Origin of the sequence: Pauljensenia sp. UMB6358, assembly GCF_030216865.1 — a bacterium.
Taxonomy (GTDB): Bacteria; Actinomycetota; Actinomycetes; order Actinomycetales; family Actinomycetaceae; genus Pauljensenia; species Pauljensenia turicensis_A.
Window position 1 is genome coordinate 1 of the sequence record NZ_JASOMS010000097.1, and the last position, 316, is coordinate 316.

General features: G+C 54.4%; 1 protein-coding gene. It reads left to right on the plus strand.

The features are described 5' to 3' along the window. Positions 1 to 56 precede the first annotated feature (56 nt). The coding region (locus QP381_RS08770; protein WP_285068586.1) for a hypothetical protein at positions 57 to 316 on the plus strand (260 nt) is incomplete at its 3' end.

Consider the following 316-nt stretch of genomic DNA (forward strand, 5'->3'; position numbering starts at 1 on the left):
GTTATGGCAATCCCCACCAATATTGACACCATGCGCAAGCAGTAAAGGAGTGAACCGTGCGAGTACCTACGACTAGTGAGCTTAGGGAGCTTTCCTTTTTTGAGGTTAGCCGGCTTAGAGATGAGATCAGCGAGGAGTTTAACCGCCAGCAAATAATCGAATACCTACCCACTAACGTTGAGGCTTTACAGGCGGAGTATCAGAAAGCAGCCGGAGTGCCCCCGGCGGGCTCTAACTGGCAGGCCCCGACGGGGTTAAAAACCGCCTACGCGGTCGGGCAGGTAGTCACCCATAACGGGGTCAGGTGGAAGAGCCT